This window comes from Mycobacterium sherrisii (assembly GCF_002102355.1).
GTDB lineage: Bacteria > Actinomycetota > Actinomycetes > Mycobacteriales > Mycobacteriaceae > Mycobacterium > Mycobacterium sherrisii.
The window spans coordinates 1-15,838 of sequence record NZ_LQPT01000056.1 but is presented as its reverse complement, the minus strand read 5'-3'; the positions used below and the strand labels follow the sequence as shown (position 1 = coordinate 15,838).

Annotated in this window: 8 protein-coding genes and 1 pseudogene; 3 read left to right on the top strand and 6 right to left on the bottom strand. The window is 69.0% G+C overall.

Annotated features, from left to right (window positions below; all coding sequences use genetic code 11):
* Positions 1 to 207 precede the first annotated feature (207 nt).
* The 3 genes from AWC25_RS09455 to AWC25_RS09445 are packed head-to-tail and all read right to left on the bottom strand — an operon-like array spanning position 208 to position 4,267.
* On the bottom strand, positions 208 to 738 hold the full coding sequence (locus tag AWC25_RS09455) for a gluconokinase (protein WP_069401839.1): 531 nt from the start codon (positions 736 to 738) through the stop codon (positions 208 to 210).
* A complete protein-coding gene (locus AWC25_RS09450; RefSeq protein WP_069401840.1) occupies positions 708 to 2,702 on the bottom strand; it encodes a DUF7064 domain-containing protein in 1,995 nt (664 codons plus the stop codon). The genes AWC25_RS09455 and AWC25_RS09450 overlap by 31 nt, the downstream gene beginning before the upstream one ends.
* Before the next feature lie 59 nt (positions 2,703 to 2,761).
* The gene (locus AWC25_RS09445; protein WP_085166682.1) at positions 2,762 to 4,267 is read right to left on the bottom strand and encodes a carboxylesterase/lipase family protein; all 1,506 of its coding nucleotides are present in this window, start codon (positions 4,265 to 4,267) and stop codon (positions 2,762 to 2,764) included.
* 88 nt (positions 4,268 to 4,355) lie between these two features.
* Here AWC25_RS09445 and AWC25_RS09440 point away from each other — a divergent pair, with 88 nt between their 5' ends.
* The gene (locus AWC25_RS09440) at positions 4,356 to 5,057 is read left to right on the top strand and encodes a hypothetical protein (RefSeq protein ID WP_085166681.1); all 702 of its coding nucleotides are present in this window, start codon (positions 4,356 to 4,358) and stop codon (positions 5,055 to 5,057) included.
* A gap of 30 nt (positions 5,058 to 5,087) precedes the next feature.
* Positions 5,088 to 6,095 carry an aldo/keto reductase gene (locus AWC25_RS09435; RefSeq protein ID WP_069401843.1) on the top strand — a complete coding sequence of 336 codons (1,008 nt, stop codon included), beginning with the start codon at positions 5,088 to 5,090 and terminating at the stop codon, positions 6,093 to 6,095.
* Between the two features lie 44 nt (positions 6,096 to 6,139).
* Here AWC25_RS09435 and AWC25_RS09430 read toward each other — a convergent pair.
* Positions 6,140 to 7,359 (bottom strand): annotated as a pseudogene (locus tag AWC25_RS09430) (cytochrome P450).
* A gap of 92 nt (positions 7,360 to 7,451) precedes the next feature.
* On the opposite strand from AWC25_RS09430, the gene AWC25_RS09425 reads away from it, so the two are divergent.
* Complete coding sequence (locus AWC25_RS09425) at positions 7,452 to 8,081, top strand: TetR/AcrR family transcriptional regulator (RefSeq protein ID WP_069401844.1); 630 nt, start codon at positions 7,452 to 7,454, stop codon at positions 8,079 to 8,081.
* A 10-nt stretch (positions 8,082 to 8,091) separates the two neighbouring features.
* On the opposite strand, the gene AWC25_RS09420 is transcribed toward AWC25_RS09425, so the two are convergent.
* Both AWC25_RS09420 and AWC25_RS09415 read right to left on the bottom strand, forming a co-directional pair.
* Positions 8,092 to 10,689 carry a sugar epimerase family protein gene (locus AWC25_RS09420; protein WP_085166680.1) on the bottom strand — a complete coding sequence of 866 codons (2,598 nt, stop codon included), beginning with the start codon at positions 10,687 to 10,689 and terminating at the stop codon, positions 8,092 to 8,094.
* Positions 10,686 to 15,838, bottom strand: a 5,153-nt coding sequence (locus AWC25_RS09415) for a type I polyketide synthase (RefSeq protein ID WP_142278760.1), incomplete at its 5' end; no start/stop codon positions are given. The genes AWC25_RS09420 and AWC25_RS09415, both read right to left, overlap by 4 nt.

The window sequence follows — 15,838 nt, the reverse complement described above, 5'->3', positions numbered from 1 at the left end:
GCCACGTGAGCGATCGGACGATCAGCGCAACGGGCCACGAGTCGACGACGGCCTTCAACGGACAACGGGGCATTACCGTGGGTCACGGACGGGTTCCTTCGGTAGTCAGGACGAGGGGTTTGGCGATTTCTCATCCTGCCGCCGAAGAACCCGTCCCCCGAACACCTCAACCCGTGTCGGCGTCTACAACCTCATGACCCGCAACAGCTAGCCGCGCAGGAAAAGATCGACGATCGTATCGACGTCGTGCCCGATCGCGATGGCGACCCCGGGTTCGTCGTCTTGCAGCGGTTCCAGCGTGTCGAATTGTGATTGCAGCAGTGCCGCCGGCATGAAATGGCCGGACCGGGCCGCCAACCGGGCGTTGATCTCCCGCGGTGAACCAATCAGATGCAGGAATTCAACGGCCGGGCACTGTGACCGCAGTTCGTCGCGATAGGCGCGCTTGAGCGCCGAACAGCTCATCACACCACCGTCTGGGTGCTCGGCCAGCCACCGCCCCACACGCTTCAGCCACGGGCGGCGGTCGTCGTCGGTCAACGGTTCACCGGCACGCATCTTGGCGATGTTGGCGGGCGGATGCAGGTTGTCGGCGTCCATGAACGCCACCCCCAACCGCTGTGCCAGAGCCGAACCCACCGTCGACTTGCCCGACCCGGAGACCCCCATCACCACGATGGGCGCAGCCCCCCGGCGCGGCACCGCGTTTAGGCCGGTGATGTGAGGTTGCGATTCCATTCCATCCAGCCGATCCCGCTGCGCCCGTCCTTGGTGGCGAAACGCACCCAGGCGCGCGCGAATTCGCTGATTTGTCCGCGCGGGCCGGTCAGCACCACGGGCGCGTGGCCGCGGATGCCGACATCACCGACGATCTCGCCGGGGTCGACGCTCAGCGTCGTGTCGAGTGGTAATCCGTTGGCACCGAAGGCGCGTGGATTGCTCACCGTGTGAAGTTCGGTGACGTTGCGCTGTGGATCCTGGATGTAGCCGATTCCGACCGGTCCGACGTTCGGAATGTCGATGTCCAGGGCGTGCAAGTGGGTGCCGTCGCCGAGGTGCAGCGCGCTCCACATCCAGTCCATGCTCCACCAGTCCCGCACACCCCACGAGTGGTCGCGCTGTCCGGGCACGGCGTCGAGCCGGTAACTGTCGTCGCCGACGGTGACGGTTCCCGTTACCGTGCAAGGGATCTCGTAGCGTGTGGTGACCCGGTACCGATAGGGGGTGCCGTCGGTGGTCCACACCAGGTTCATCGTCAGACCGACCGGCGTGCCCGGTTCGTTGCGCAACAGCGCCGACGGATCCGAGAAAGCCCGGCCCTGCGCCCGCACGTCGAGCCGATAGGTCTGCAACGGCTCGGTGGCGCGGTGGCCAATGTCGAAGGCGTCCGTGCGTATCGCCCACGGATCGGCGGGCAGCGGGACGTGATAGTCCAGGACCGCGACCGTCGGCCGATCGGGCCCGCACACCAACACCTGAACCCATGCGACCCGCTGGTTGGCGACCAGGCCGACGCGAAACCAGCCGCCGAAACCTTGTGCCGCGTCGACGAAGTCGGCATACCAGCTCTCGCTCCACAGCGGTTCGTCGGTCGGCGCATGCGGTGCTTCGTCGTCGGCGCACGGCCGCAGCGGCTCCGGTGCAACCGGATCGGGCAGCGTCGTCAGCGCGTCGGTGTCGAGGACATGCTCGCAATGTCGTTGCAGCAGAGTCATGAACATGCGATCGCCGCGCTCGGTGCGCTCCACCAGCATCGACGAAACGATCGCCATCATCACGCCGAAAAAGCTCTGCCGTCGGACCCCTTCGGCGACGTCGCCGAGCGCCAGCGGCGCATCCGGTCCCAGCGCGTCGTGGTAGGCCCGCAGCAACGCATCGTAGTGGGCCCGCCGGTCCGCCGCGGGCAGGGCGCAGCCCAAGAAGTAGGCCAGGTCGGTCAGGGCCGGTCCCCAGGAAACGGTCTGCCAATCCACCACCGTCAGCGGCCGGTCGGCGCCCGCGACGCCGAACAGCAGATTGTCCAACCGATAGTCGCCGTGGACCAGGCCCCGCACCCCGCCGCGCTGGGCTTCGGTGGCCTGATAGGCGTCGAACGCCCCCACCAGACGGTCGCAGACCGTCCGGTGTGCCGGGGCGATCCGGTCGCCGTAGCGGTCGAGGAAGCCGGCGTAGAGCCCCGCGATCATCGACTGGTTCAGCGGTGCTTCGCGGTTCAGCCACGGCGCCTCGGCCAGCGCCGTGTCCCCCAGCAGCGGGCCGTGCAGCGTGCCCAACTCGATCACGGCGAGCAGGGCCTGTTCGATTGTGGCACCGGCGATTTCGTCACCGACCATCGCCGGACCGGCGTCACCGAGCAACAGGTCGAAAACCCCGGTCGAGGTGTCGACGGCCGCGTGGTAGCAGGGCGCGATCGGCCCGCCCAGACGCGGGGCGACGTCACCGTAGAACCGGACTTCACGCTCGTAAAGGCCCAGCGCCAACCCGGTGTGTCGGCTGACCGGGTCGCTGGCCGCGACCTTCAGCACCACCGACTGCGGTCCCGCGGCCCCGTCCGCGTAGTGCAGGCGGACGCGGTAGCACTCGCTCATCTGACCGGTACCGATGCGCTCGACGTCGAAGTCGGCGACCTCGCCGGCTCCGAGCGCGGCGGTCAACCACGACGCCGTGAGGTCACTGGGTCGTTCGACGGGCTGGGTCTGCATTGACGTCCTTCGCCGAGGGGTTCGCTGACGGTTTCTGCGCGCCAAGCCAGCGTGCCAGGTCACTGCGCCAATGAGAAGCCTGCCCACGCCAACCGGCGATGCGGGTGCGGATCGAACTCGATGCGGCTGTTGCGGTCGAAGACCAGCACAGCGCGGTCGTCTTGGGTGTAGACCGGCCAGTCGTCGCCCGGCACCCCGGTGCGGCCGAACGCCCGCCAGCGCCGCTGCACGTCGTTGCTCACCTTGAGCGCGGCGCGCTGGTCCGCGGCGGCGGTCAACAACGAGCCGAGCCGGGTGCGATAGAAATCGAAAACGGCCAGCAGCTCGGTCGCGTGCGTGGCGCCCAGACCCGACCAGCGCAGCATCCGGGGCGCGTAGTCGTACCGGTACAGGTAGGTGGGTGCGTGGGCGCTGTGGGCCTCGGCGATCTGCCAGGCGGCCGAGCTGAAGGCGAAGTCGCCGCCGAGCTGGATGCACGCCGAGGACGATGGATAATCCGGGTAGGCGGCGGTAATGCGTTCGCGGGCAGCCGGTTCCACGTCGGCCAGCAACTCTTCGATCATATTCTGGTTGGTGGGCAGCATCCGCAGGAAACGGGTGAACAGCCGACCTTCTTCGGCGTTGGTGCCCACGATGAGCGGAACCCGATGGGCGCGGCCGGATTCCATACCTTCAACCGGGTCCACCGGCAGCACGTCGTCACCGATGACCGGACCTATCGGGAAAGCGCCCAGCCGGTTTTCCATGCCCTGGTCGATCAACCGGTGCTGGGTATGCACCAGCTGAGTCGCGGACGCCCGCAGCAGTGCGGCGGCGACGTCACCCGGCCGCGCGCCGAGCAGGGTGGCGAAGCGCGTCGCGAACTGGGCCGCAATCTCTTTGGAGCGCACCAGACCCGACGCCGGGCTTTCCGAGATGGCCCGGGCGAATAGGCCCTCGGCGGCCGGCACGGCCAGTAGCGTGGCGGTGATACACGCGCCCGCACTCTCCCCGAAGATGGTGACGTTTCCGGGATCTCCACCGAACCCGGCGATGTTGTCGCGAACCCACTGCAGCGCCAGCACCAAATCGCGTAGATAAAGGTTGCTGTCGATGGGGACGTCCGGGGTGGCCAACGACGACAGGTCGAGGCATCCCAGCGCGCCGAGGCGGTAGTTGACCGAGACGTATACGCAGCCGCGGCGCGCCAGTGCCGCGCCGTCGTAGAGCGGTGTGGCCGAACTGCCCATGATGTAGCCGCCGCCGTGGATGAAGACCATGACCGGCAGCGGCTCGTCGTGCCCGGCTTCCGGCGTCACGACGTTGAGGGTGAGGCAGTCCTCGCCCATGGACTGGTACTTACCCAGGCCGAGTACGGTGTAGCGGCGCTGTTGCGGCGCGCAATTGGTGAAACCGTGGCAGTGCCGCACACCGGCCCAGGGCACGGCCGGCTGCGGGGCCCGCAGTCGCAGCCGGCCAACAGGTGGCCGCGCGTACGGGATGGAGCGCCAGCGGTTGACGGCATCACGCGTGAAGCCTTCGACGGTGCCGGTGGCGGTCCGTGCGCGGATGGTGCGTTCGTGCATATGCCGACGGTAGCGGACACTAGGTCTGTAGGGGGGTCTGTAGGGCGCGCAGCGGCCGGATGCCGGGTGCGCCGGTTAGCCTGTCGGCATGCGAATGGCTACGCTGGTCGCGCTTTCGGTGCTGGTGGCCGCCTGCTCGCACGGCGGCGGCAACCGATCGGCGCAGACCTCGAACCCGACGACCACGCTGTCGGGTTCCACTTCGGCGGCCACGGTCTCGCCGGGCGGCAAACCCCCGGCAGCGTTGGCGCCGCCCGCGGCGGGCGCGCCCATCTCGGACGTCATCGCGTGGATCGAGGCAGGTCGTCCCGCCGATCCGGCCGGCTATCACACCGTCACCCGCGAGGGTGTGTCGACGCCGTTGGGCACCGACATCGCCTTCACCGTGGCCACCACTCCGCCCGGCCGCCCCGTCGTGTGCACAACCGATGCCAAGCACACCGGGGGCGCGCTGACCTGTCTGGTCGACCTGTCCGATCCGCCACCCCGTCCCGCCACCGCCTACGGCGAATGGCAGGGCGGTTGGGTGGACTTCGACGGCGCGAATCTTCAGGTGGGGGCCGCGCGCGGCGATCCCGGCCCGTTCGTCAACGGCGACGGACCCGAATTGGCAAGTGGGACCACGTTGTCCTACGACGATTACCGTTGCCGCGCCGACCAGGCCGGGCTGTACTGCGTGAATTACGCCCACCAGTCGGCGGTACGGTTCAGCAGTGCCGGCATCCAGCAGTTCGGCTGCCTGCGGCCGGCGCCGCCGCCCGACGGCATCGGGATCTCATTTCGCTGCTGAGCATCTCGCGGCACCACGAGGAGCACAAACATGGTTACTGCACTGCCCACCGTCGAGCTCGGTGACGGGCTCGCCGTCAGCGCGCTCGGATTTGGCGGGATGGCACTGACCTCTGTCTATGGCGAGGTCGACGATGCCGAATCGTTGGCCACGCTGAATCACTGCCTCGATGTGGGCGTCACCTTCATCGACACCGCGAACGTCTACGGTCGCGGCGACAACGAGCGACTGATCGCGAACATCCTGGTGAACCGGCGCGAGGAGGTCACTCTCGCAACGAAATTCGGCATCGATGGCAATCCCACGACCGGCTCGCGTGCGGTACGCGGGGATGCCGCCTATGTCCGTCAGTGCATCGACGAGAGCCTGCAGCGGCTCAACACCGACGTCGTCGAGTTGTACTACATGCACCGGCGGGACCTGCGCGTGCCGATCGAGGAGACGGTCGGTGCCATGGCCGAACTGGTGACCGCCGGCAAGGTGCGTCACCTGGGATTGTCCGAGGTGACGGCTGACGAACTGCGCGCCGCCGTCGCGGTGCACCCGATCGCTGCCGTGCAGAGCGAATGGTCGGTGTGGAGCCGCGACGTGGAACGCAACGTCGTTCCGGCCGCCGCCGAGCTGGGCGTCGGGTTTGTGCCCTATTCGCCGCTGGGCCGGGGCTTTCTCACCGGAACGGTCCGGTCGGCGGCGGATTTGTCCTCGCCGGGCGACTTTCGCCGCCGGCTCCCCCGTTTCGCTGCGGGCGCCCTGGACGCCAACCTCGCCGTGGTCGAAGTCGTCAGGTCGGTCGCGAAGGCCCACGACGCCACGGGCGCTCAGGTCGCCTTGGCCTGGCTGCGCCACCGCGCCCAGGAACTGGGCGTCGCCAGCGTGCCGATCCCGGGCACCCGGCGAGCGGCGAGAGTCGACGAGAACGCGGCGTCGCTGACGATCGCTCTCACGCCAGAGCAGTTGGCGGCGTTGGACGCTGCGGGCTCCGCGGTCGCCGGGGACCGCTTCGAAGATCTGGGTTGGGTGTCGGCCGGGCGAGAATAGCCTCAGGTCTGCCGGGGCTGGATCGTCGCGAAGAAATCGTTCGGTCACCAGTTGACGGGGAGTTCTTTCATGCCGTAGATGTGGGCGTCCTTGAACCGCAGTTCCTCGGGCGGTATCGCCAACCGCAGTCCGGGCAGCCGACGGGCCAGGGTGGCGAAGGCGACCTGCATCTCGACGCGGGCCAGATTGGCTCCGATGCATTGATGCACGCCGTAGCCGAAGCCCAAGTGTCCCCGGGTGTTTCGGTCGACGTCGAAGGCCTCGGGGCGATCGACGAAATCGGGGTCCCAGTTGCCGGCGAGCAGGCTCATCAAGTTGAACTCCCCGGCGCGGACCAGCTGCCCACCGATCGTCAAATCTTCGGTGGCCACCCGGTCGACCTGGCTGTGCACGATGGACAGGTAGCACATCAGCTCTTCGACGACGTTGGCGACAACGGCCGGATCGCTGGTCTGTCCGAGACGCTCGAACACCTCCGGATGTTCCAGCAGCGCAACGGTTCCCAACGAGATCATGTTGGCGGTGGTTTCGTGGCCGGCCAGCATCATGATGACGGCGTTCAGAGCCGTGGTGGTGTGGTCGAGCTGCCCGGTGGCCACGTATTCGGTGAGCAGCCGGCTGATCAAGTCGTCGCCGGGTTCGCGTTCTTTGCGTCGTATCAACTCGTGGATGCGTGCATCGCCCCGAATGCCGCGGCCTTGTCCGCATCGGTGGATTTCTGGTCGAGACCCTTGGTCGTGTTGAGTTGAAAGAGTTCGAGGTCTTCGGTCGGCACTCCCAGCAGCAGCGCGATCACCATGGACGGCACCGGCAACGCGAATTCACGCACCAGGTCGGCCGGCGCACCGGTGGCGACCATCCGGTCGAGGTAATGGTCGACCATCTCCTGGATGTGTGGCCGCATCGATTCGCAACGGCGGAAGGTGAAGTTGCCGGTCATCATGCGCCGCAACCGGTGATGCTCGGGATCGTCGGTCCGGGCGAACATCACCGCGACGTTGTCGTCGGCATCCGTCGGCAGGATCGAGTCCGGAATGGTCTTGGCGGACAACCGTGGGTCGACCAACGCCGCCCTGATGTCCCGATAGCGGCTCACCACCCAGACCGGGTTGCCCTGGAACATCGCCCGCCGCAGCCCGGGTTGTTCGCGCCAGTCGGCGAACTCCGGAGGCTGCGCCAGCGGGCACCGCGCCGGTCGCGGCACCAGCAGCACTGGCAACTCGGCGTCAAAGCAGGAGTCGGACGTCTCGAAAGATACTGACATAACCCGTATTTCCCATTAAGTGCCAGATGTCTGCCAGTTGTAGAGCCTAGAGCCCGCGCTGTTGGCAGTCAACTGTCAGTTAGGCTGTCGACATGACCGCGGCCGAGGATCGGCCGTTGCGCGCCGACGCCGCGCGCAACGTCGAGCGCATCCTGCGCGCCGCGCGCGAGGTGTACGGCGAAATGGGTCCCGATGCGCCGGTGGAGGCCGTTGCCCGCCGCGCGGGCGTCGGCGAGCGAACCCTCTACCGCAGATTCCCGGCGAAGGCCGATTTGATGCGCGCCGCGCTGGACCAGAGCATCGCCGAAGACCTGACGCCGGTGATCGAAAGTGTCCGCACCGCCAAGGATCCGCTCGACGGCCTCACCCGGCTGATCGAAGCGGCGATATCGCTGGGTGCTCGGGAACACAATCTGCTGACCGCCGCCCGGCGGGCCGGATCACTGACCTCCGACATCTCGATGTCGCTCAACGCGGCACTCGGCGAGCTGGCCCGCGAAGGCCAGCGACTCGGCAGCATCCGCGCCGACCTGGTCAGCGACGACCTGCCCCGGCTGGTCGCGATGCTGTTCAGTGTGCTGTCGACGATGGATGCCGACAGCGGCGGGTGGCGCCGCTACGTCGCCCTGATCGTCGACGCGATATCGGTCGGCGAACCACAGCCGCTGCCGCCGGCGGTGGCGCTGGACTACGCCGTCGGGCCGAATACCTGGCCGCTGTAACCGATCTCGGTTAGCGCTCGTCCGCGGGCGCCAGCACCCGAATCTCGCCGCTGCCACCGTCGACTTCGACCAGGGCACCCGTGGGTAGGGACGTCGTCGCGCCCTGCACATCGACGACGCAGGGGAAGCCGAATTCGCGGGCCACCACGGCCGCGTGCGACATCGGGCCGCCGAGCTCGGTCACCACCGCGGCGGCGTAGCAGAAGGCCGCGGTGTAGCCGACGTCGGTCGCCTCGGCAACGAGGACCTCGCCGGGCTGCAGCTCGTCGATCGTCTCGGGACGCACGATGCGCACCCGTCCGCGCACCCGGCCCCCGCAGACGCCGACACCGCGCAGCCTCTCCCCGCTGCCGAGCACCGCCGGCGCCGTGGTGGCCGGCTCCCAATGCCCACTGAACACGGTCGGGACGGTGACGGTCGCCAGCCGGCGCCGCTCGGCGCGGCGGCGGGCCACCAGTGCGGCGACGTCGGCGGGCAGGGCGTCGAGTTCGTCGACCAGCAAATAGAACACGTCGTCGACGGCCCCGAAGATGCCGGCGTCGACCATCCGGCGCCCGTACTCGCGCAGCAGCCCTCGCAGCACCCAGTTGGCCCGCACCACTTTGTCGCGACGCGCCTCCCGATCGCGTAGCTGGCTCGCGGCCAGCAGCGCGATCAGCTTGGCCCGCAACGGAATCCGCGGACGCGGTGGGTTCGGCGCAGTGTCGGTGGTCATGGCCCGGGCCACCATCCGGATCAGCAATTCCGGGTCGTCGGCGTAGCTGGTGGAAAGCATCTCGAGCTCCGCCGGGCCGCGGTGACCGATCAGTGCCAATTCCGAAAGCACCGCGGTGTGAAACTCCGGCGCGTCCACGGCCAGCTTGTCCAGCCCCTCCCCCGGTTCGGTCAGCAACCGGGCCACGTTGGGATCCCGCCGCGCCGCGATCACCAGCCGATGCATGGCCTCCACCGTTCGCGCGCTGACCAGTTCGGGGCCCGCCGGTGCCGAGGTGTCGCGCCCGCACAGCCCGCGCAGCAACACGTTGTACGCCGCACACAGCATGAACGATGCCGAAGCCAGGACCCAGCCGTGCACGACGTGGTCACGTGCCAACGCGATCAGACTCAACAGCCGGCGATCGTCGAGTGCGGTGACGTCGTCGGCCAGCCGTTCCAATCGGTCGACGTCGGCAACGAAGGCGTGGGTGTCGTGCGCGGCCCCGGAACTCAGGCCCACCAGGTTGACGCCGAACACCCCGATATTGCGTCCGTTGCGCAATAGTCTTTGCGCCCAACCGGATTCGTCTGGCCGCTGTTCGCCGAAGACCGGCAGCGAGGCCATGCTGGGGCCGAAGAAGCCGCTGTTGCTGACGATCATCGACGGCTTGGCGAACGGCACGGTTTGCGCCATGAAGTGCGCCGAGGTGATCGCACCGTACAGCCGGTGCGCGAAGACGGCGACGGTCCGCATCGCGATTTCGCGCTGCACCATTCCGCCCGGCCGCAACCGCTCGGCGATGACGGCGCCGCCGGCCCGCAACCCCCGCACCGTCGTCGACGCCGAGGACGGCGAGAACGGCCCCGGTAAGGCCTCGGACAGGTTGGTCGCCAGAAAGGTCGGGAAGCGCGGGTCAATCGGGGTGTCAAACTCTCCGTTGAGCCCGTCGGGGCCGGCCAATTCGGGGACCACACCGTCATCTGCCGGCGCATCGACGGCCGGCAGGTCTGCGACGTTGGCCAATCGCCAGGGCAGCGACACCACCCGCTTGCCCAGCGCGATGCGGCCACGCACCGCCAGCGCGGCATCCTCGATGCATTCGTCGCAAGTCCAGGCCGCCCGGAACGCCCACCGTTCGCGCAGTCGCGCGGTGTCCATCAGCGCGGCGCCCCGTACCCGGTCCAGCTCGGCCGCCGCGAGCAGTGGTAGCCGCGGCAACACCGGGCGCCCCAGCCGCGCGGCGACCTCGCGAAACGACCGATCCCCCGGAGCCGCGAGATTGACCGGGCCGCTGTCGATTTCGTCGGCCACGACGGCCCGGGTGAACAGTCGAAGCGCGTCGTCAAGGTGGACGACCTGCATACGGTGTTCGGCCGAGCCGGCCGGAAACGCGGGTAGCGCCAGCAGTCGGCGCACCCAGTTGTCGACATTGCGCCCCACGACGAGGGCGCAGCGCACCGCGACCCATTCCACACCGGCCGCCGCGAGCAGGTCCTCGACCCGGGCCTGGTACACCCCGTCGGTCAGCACCGCAGCCATCGTGTCGTCCTCGGTCTTCGGCAGGCCGGCACGTCCGTAGACGAGTGGCGAGGACGCGAAAACGATGCGCCTGCTGCCGGTTTCGGCCATCGCCTGCAGGACATTGCGGGTGCCGCCGACGTTGACGTCGTGGCCGTCACGCTGGTCGCCGACGCTACGCAGCCAGGCGAGGTGCGCGACGACGTCCGCTCCGGCGATGCCGCGTCCGACGGCGTCGGCATCCCGGATGTCCGCCTCAAGGAAATCGGCTGTGCTGGGCCAACTTTGCGGTCGGCGCCGGGCGATCCCGACGACCTGGTGCCCCTGGCTGAGCAATCGGGCAGTGATCCCGCGGCCGATCACACCACTGGCCCCGGTGACCGCGATTCTCATTCGTCGTCGTCGATCAACGCGGCGTTCAGCAAGTCCTCGAGGTCCATGTCCGCGATGTCCTTCTCGGCGCTCGCCTCCGCGACGCTCGCCTGCGCGTCGCCGTCCTCGGTTGCCAACGCCAGCAACAACTCCAGCACTCCGACCTGCCGGAGCCGCTTGACCGGAATCGACCCGACGATGCGCGCAATGTCGGCTTCCCCGGGGGCGCCGGCCGGGGTGCCCTGTTCCGCCGTCCCGATCAGCTCGGTGTGCATGTAGCCGGCCAGGGCGGTGCAGTTCGGGTAATCGAAGATCAGCGTCGGCGACAGCGCCAGACCGGTGGCGGACTTCAACCGGTTGCGCATCTCCACCGCGGTCAGCGAGTCGAACCCGAGTTCCTGGAACGCCCGCTCCGGATCGATGGACTCCGGGCTGGACTGGCCCAGCACGGTGGCGATGTTGGAGCGCACCAAGTCCAGCAGCACCGCGTACTGCTCGTCCTCGGGTAGCCCCTCCAGGCGTTGCAGCAGAGCCGATTTCGACTTGGCCGCGGCCAGCGAGTCGTCGACCTGGCGGCGGGTCGGGGCGTTGATCAGATCGACGAACATCGGCGGCAAGGTTCCGCCGTCGAACTTGACCCGCAGCGCCGCGAGGTCGATGTGCGCGGGCAACAGGAACGGCTCGTCGACGATCAGCGCGGTGTCCAGCAGGTCAAGGGCTTGGTCGGAGGACATCGCGACGATGCCGTCCCGGCCGAACCGGGCGCGGTCGGCGGCGCCCAGCGCCCCGGTCATGGCACTGGCCTGATCCCACAGACCCCAGCCCAACGACATCGCGGGCAGCCCTTGGTCCCGGCGGTGCAAGGCCAACCCGTCCAGGAAGGAGTTGGCAGCGGCATAGTTGGCCTGACCGGACGCCCCCGCCAGCCCGGCCATCGACGAGAACAGAACGAACGCCGACACATCGAGCTCTCGGGTGAGTTCGTGCAGGTTCCACGCGCCATCAACCTTGGCCCGCAACACCGCATCGACGCGTTCCGGGGTCAACGAGGCGATCACCGCGTCGTCGAGCATCCCGGCGGCGTGGATTACCCCGGACAGCGGCCGCTGCACCGGGATGTCCGCGATCACCTTGGCCAGGGCCTCGCGGTCGGCGACGTCGCAGGCGACGACCTGCACCTGGGCGCCCGACGCCCCGAGTTCGGTCATCAACTCCGCGGCGCCGGGCGCGTCGAGGCCCCGGCGGCTCACCAGCACCAGGTTGCGTGCCCCGTGCCGCGACACCAGGTGCCGAGCGACGGCCGAGCCGGCCATCCCGGTGCCGCCGGTGATCAACACGGTGCCGGCCGCCGGCCCGCTTCCCGGCCCACCGGGCACGGTCATGACGACCTTGCCGACGTGGCGGGCCTGGCTCAAGTACCGCAACGCCGCCGGCGCGCGCCGAATGTCGAACCTGGTGACCGGCAACGGCCGCAGCACATCGTCGCCGAACAGTGCCACCAGCTCGTCGAGGATTTGCCGGAGGCGATCGGGGCCGGATTCAAACAGGTCGAAGGCGCGATACCGCACGCCCGGATGTCCGGCGGCGACGGCAGCGGGTTCGCGGATGTCGGTCTTGCCCATCTCCAGGAACACGCCGCCGGGGGCAACCAGGCGCAGCGACGCATCGACGAAGTCGCCGGCCAGCGAATCCAGCACGATGTCCATCCCGGCCTTACCGGTCCCGGCGGTGACCGCTCGGAATTTTTCCTCGAACTCGAGGCTGCGCGAGTCGCCGATGTGATCGTCGTCAAAACCCATGGCGCGCAACGTGTCCCACTTGCCGCGGCTGGCCGTGGCGAACACCTGAAGGCCGAGATGCCGGGCCAGCTGCACGGCAGCCATGCCGACACCGCCCGCGGCCGCGTGCACCAACACCCGCTGGCCGGGCTTGGCCGCGGCCAGGTCCACCAGCGCGTAGTAGGCGGTGGCGAAGACCACCGTGGTGGTGGCGGCGGCCGCGTGCGACCAGCCCGTCGGCGTCTTGGCCAGCAGCCGTTGATCGGTTGTCGCGATCGTTCCGGTGCCGTCCGGGAACAGACCCATCACCCGGTCGCCCACCGCGAAACGGTTATCCCGCGAGGCGGTTTCGGGGCCGACCTGCACGACAACCCCGGACGCCTCGATACCCATCACCGCGTCGGGATCGGGATACAGACCGAGCGCGATCATCACGTCGCGGAAATTCGCCGCGATGGCCGACAGCGCAACCCGAACCTGGCCGGGACCCAGCGGGGCGTCGGCGTCCGGGATGCGCTCCAGCCGCAAATTCTCGAAGGTGCCCTGGCTGCTCATACCGATGCGCCACGGCTCGTCGCCCGGCGGGACCAGCAGCGCACCGACCGCGCGGCTGCCGTGCACCCGTGCGATGTAGACCTTCGAGCCACGCACCAGCACCTGCGGCTCGCCGGCGGCCAGGACCGCGGCCACCGACTCCTCGTCGAGCACACCGTCGGTGTCCACCAGCACGATGCGGCCCGGATGCTCGGTCTGCGCCGAACGCACCAGACCCCACACCGCCGCACCGGCCAGATCGGTGATCTCCTCCCCCGGCAGCGTCATCGCACCCCGGGTCGCCACCACCAATGTCCCCGCACCGTCGCGGGCCAACCACGACTGCAGCACCGGCAACACCGCGCGGGTGGCCGCGTACACGCCCGCCAGGACGTCGTCGGACACCGGCGACGACTCGAACACCACCGCGGCGCGCTGCCCGTCTGGTACATCGAATTCCGGTGCACCATAAGCAAACACCGACACCGGCTGCACCGACGACGACGGCAGCACGGACCAGTCCACCTCGAAGAGCCGATCGGGCCCGGAGCTCGACACGGCGGCCAGCAATTGCCGATCAGTCACCGGGCGGGCCACCATCGACGCCACCGACAGCACCGGTAGCCCGAGACCGTCCGCGAGCTCGATCGACACGGCCGAATCGCTGACGGGCACGATCCGCGCCCGCACGGCCGTGGCGCCCGCGGCGTGCAGGGACACCCGTTGCCAGGAGAACGGCACCAGCATCGATCCCTGGGGCAGCTCGTCGTCGGAGGAGGTGAGGATCACCGCGTGCAGCGCGGCGTCGAGCAGCACCGGGTGAACGCCGAAGCCGGTGACCGACAAGCCCGCATCGGCGGGCAGCGTCACCTCGGCGAACACTTCCTCCCCGCGACGCCACATCGACGTCAGGCCGCGGAACGCGGGGCCGTAGCCGTAACCACGCTCGGCCAGCCGGTCGTAGCCGTCACCGACGTCGACCGGGACGGCACCCGCCGGCGGCCATGCCGACAAGTCGACACTCGCCTCGCTCGCCCCGGCGCGCAGCATGCCCTCGGCGTGCAACGACCACGCCGAACCGGCCTCGGCGCGGGAGAAGACCGACACCGGGCGGGCGCCCTGGTCGTCGGCCCCGCCCACCACCACCTGGACGGCGACTGACCCGTCGGCCGGCAAGACCAGCGGCGCAGCGAGATTCAACTCGTCGACGACGCCGCAGCCCACCTCGTCGCCGGCGCGGATCGCCAGCTCGACGAATCCCGCGCCGGGGAACAGCACGACCGAGCCCACGGCGTGATCGTTGAGCCACGGCTGCCGGCCGGGCGACAACCGCCCGGTCAGCACCACCCCGCCCGAGGCCGGTAACTCGACCACCGCGCCCAGCAGCGGGTGTTCACTCGCGGCTTGTCCCAGACCCGCCGCGTCGACCGTCCAACCGTCACCGGCGAGCCAAAACCGGCGCCGCTCAAAGGTATACGTGGGCAACGGGACGAAGTTGGCGGCGCCGATGACGCCGCGCCAGTCCACGTTCATCCCGCTCACGTAGCCCTGCGCGACGGCCGTGATCAGCGTTTCGGGCTCAGGGCGGTCTTTGCGCAGCGCGGACATTGTGACGACCGGTGCCCCCTCGTCGAGAGCCAGCGTTTCCTCGATCGAGGCGGTCAGGCCGCTACTGGGCCCGACTTCGAAGAACCGGCTGCCGCCCGCGGAGCGGGCGAAGCGCACGCTGTCGGCGAACCGCACCGCCTCGCGCACATGCCGCTTCCAGTAGGCAACGGTCCCGTAATCGTCCCCGGCCAGCTGTCCGGTCACGTTGGACACGACCGGAATCGTCGGCTTGCCGACGGCGAGTCCAGCTGCGACCGTGCCGAATTCGTCGACCATCGGCTCCATCAGCGGCGAATGGAATGCGTGCGAGACGGCGAGCCGGTGGATGCGACGACCGTCGGCGCGCAGCCGCTCGGCGATCGCGGTGACCTTGTCTTCGGCGCCCGAGATCACCACGGAGTCAGGCCCGTTGATCGCGGCGATGCCGACGTCGGTGGGCTCCAGCAGCGGACGCACCTCGGATTCGGTGGCCTGCACGGCGATCATCGCGCCGCCGGCCGGCAGCGCCTGCATGAAGCGGCCCCGCGCGGCGACCAGCACCGCGGCGTTCTGCAGCGACAAGACGCCGGCAACGTGTGCGGCGGCCAGTTCGCCGATCGAGTGGCCCAGCACGAAATCGGGCCGCACGCCCCATGATTCGAGCAACCGGAATAGCGCAACCTCGACCGCGAACAGGGCCGGTTGGGCGAACTCGGTGGTGTTCAACAAGTCTTCGTCATGCCCCCAGATGACGTCACGCAGGGGCCGCAACAGGTGCCGATCCAGCTCCGCCACGACGGCGTCGAACGCCTCGGCGAAGACCGGGTAGCCGGCGTGCAGTGCCGTTCCCATGCCGAGCACCTGCGAGCCCTGGCCGGGGAACACGAAGACGGTCTTACCGGGCTGGGTGGCAGCACCGTGGATGACCGCGCCGATCTCGCCGGACGCCAACTCGTCGAGCCCGGCCAGCAGCCGGTGGCGATCGGCACCCGCGATGACGGCCCGATGCTCGAACGCAGATCGGGTGGCCAACGACCATGCCACGTCGGCGGGGTCGAGTTCGTCGTGCGCACGGAGGTGATCAGCCAGCCGGGATGCATGAGATCGTAAGGACGACAACGATTTTGCCGATACCACCCACGGCAGCGCGGGAACCCCGGTGGGCTGCACCGTGGGGTTGGCATCGACGGGCGGGGATTCGATGATGACGTGGGCGTTGGTGCCGCTGATCCCGAACGACGACACCCCGGCACGACGGGCCCGCGCCACCG